The organism is Syntrophorhabdus sp. (assembly GCA_012719415.1).
Classification (GTDB): domain Bacteria; phylum Desulfobacterota; class Syntrophorhabdia; order Syntrophorhabdales; family Syntrophorhabdaceae; genus Delta-02.
The window spans coordinates 1-1,555 of record JAAYAK010000198.1 but is presented as its reverse complement, the minus strand read 5'-3'; the positions used below and the strand labels follow the sequence as shown (position 1 = coordinate 1,555).

Here is a 1,555-nt window from a genome sequence, read left to right as displayed (position 1 = left end):
ATGGAGGCCCTCGGGGTGCCGAGACGGGTGGTTTCCTTCGTCATCCCCACGGGGTACAGCTTCAACCTCGACGGCACCACCATCTATCTCTCTCTCGCATCGATCTTCGCGGCGCAGGCGGCCGGCGTTGACCTCAGCCTGTCGCAGCAGCTTCTCATAGGCTTTACCCTCATCTTTGCCAGCAAGGGCGCCGCCGGCGTCCCCAGGGCGTCCCTTGTGGTCCTTGCGGGCACCCTGGCATCATTCGGCCTGCCCGTCCAGGCCGTGGCGGTCATCCTTGGCGTGGATACGGTGATGGACATGGGACGAACGGCGGTCAACGTCACGGGCAACTGCCTTGCTACCGTTATCGTCGCGAAATGGGAAAAGGTATTCGACAGGAAGGACGAGGCCGCTGTTGGAGAAGGGCGGTCCCCGAATGACGACAAGACACTATCGGAGGCGTCAGCATGAGCATTGGAATGAGAAAGGAACATGACCTTCTTGGTGAGCGGGACGTTCCCGCCGACGCGTACTACGGTATCCAGACCCTGCGGGCGACGGAGAATTTCCGGATCACCGGCATCCCCCTGTCCAGCTATCCCACCTTCGTAAGCTCCCTGGCCTACGTGAAGAAGGCCGCGGCGCTCGCCAACGGTCAGCTCGGGCTCCTGCCCCCTGACGTGGCGGACGCGATAAGCCGGGCCTGCGACGATGTTCTCGACGGCAAACACAGGGAGCACTTCGTCGTCGACATGATACAGGGCGGGGCAGGCACATCCACCAACATGAACGCCAACGAGGTCATCGCCAACATTGCCCTCGAGAAGCTGGGATATGAAAAGGGGAGGTACGACATCGTCCACCCCAACAACCACGTCAACCTCTGCCAGTCGACGAATGACGTCTACCCGACGGCCATACGCCTGACCCTCATCCTTAAGATCAAGGACCTCGTGGAGGCGATCGACTATCTCCGCTCGGCCTTCGAGAAGAAATCGAAGGAGTTCTCCCAGGTCATCAAGATGGGCAGGACGCAGCTCCAGGATGCCGTACCCATGACGCTGGGCCAGGAATTCGGTGCCTGGGCCGTCATGCTGGCCGAGGACATGGACCGGATGAGGGAGGCGCAGACGCTCGTGAAGGAGATAAACCTGGGCGCCACGGCCATCGGAACAGGGCTCAACGCCCACCCCGATTACGCCCCCCTCGTGGCGGAGAAGCTCCGCCAGCTCACCGGCATCGATGTCCTCACGTCGCCGGACCTCGTGGAAGCGACGCAGGATTCGGGGGCCTACGTCCAGCTGTCGGGTGTCCTGAAACGGTTCGCCGTCAAGATCTCCAAGATCTGCAACGACCTGAGGCTCCTGGCGTCCGGTCCCCGCTGCGGCCTCAACGAGATCAACCTTCCTCCCATGGCCCCCGGTTCGACCATCATGCCCGGCAAGGTGAACCCCATCATCCCCGAGGTGGTGAACCAGGTCGCCTTCTTTGTCATCGGCAACGACGTGACGGTGAGCTTCGCCGCGGAGGCGGGACAACTGGAGCTCAACGTCATGGAACCCGTCATGGCCTT

General features: G+C 62.1%; 2 protein-coding genes. Both read left to right on the top strand.

Going from position 1 to position 1,555, the window contains the following annotated elements; all coding sequences use genetic code 11:
• Positions 1-453, top strand: a 453-nt coding sequence (locus tag GXX82_11315) for a cation:dicarboxylase symporter family transporter (protein ID NLT23625.1), incomplete at its 5' end; no start/stop codon positions are given.
• The coding region (locus GXX82_11310) for an aspartate ammonia-lyase (protein ID NLT23624.1) at positions 450-1,555 on the top strand (1,106 nt) is incomplete at its 3' end. The genes GXX82_11315 and GXX82_11310, both read left to right, overlap by 4 nt.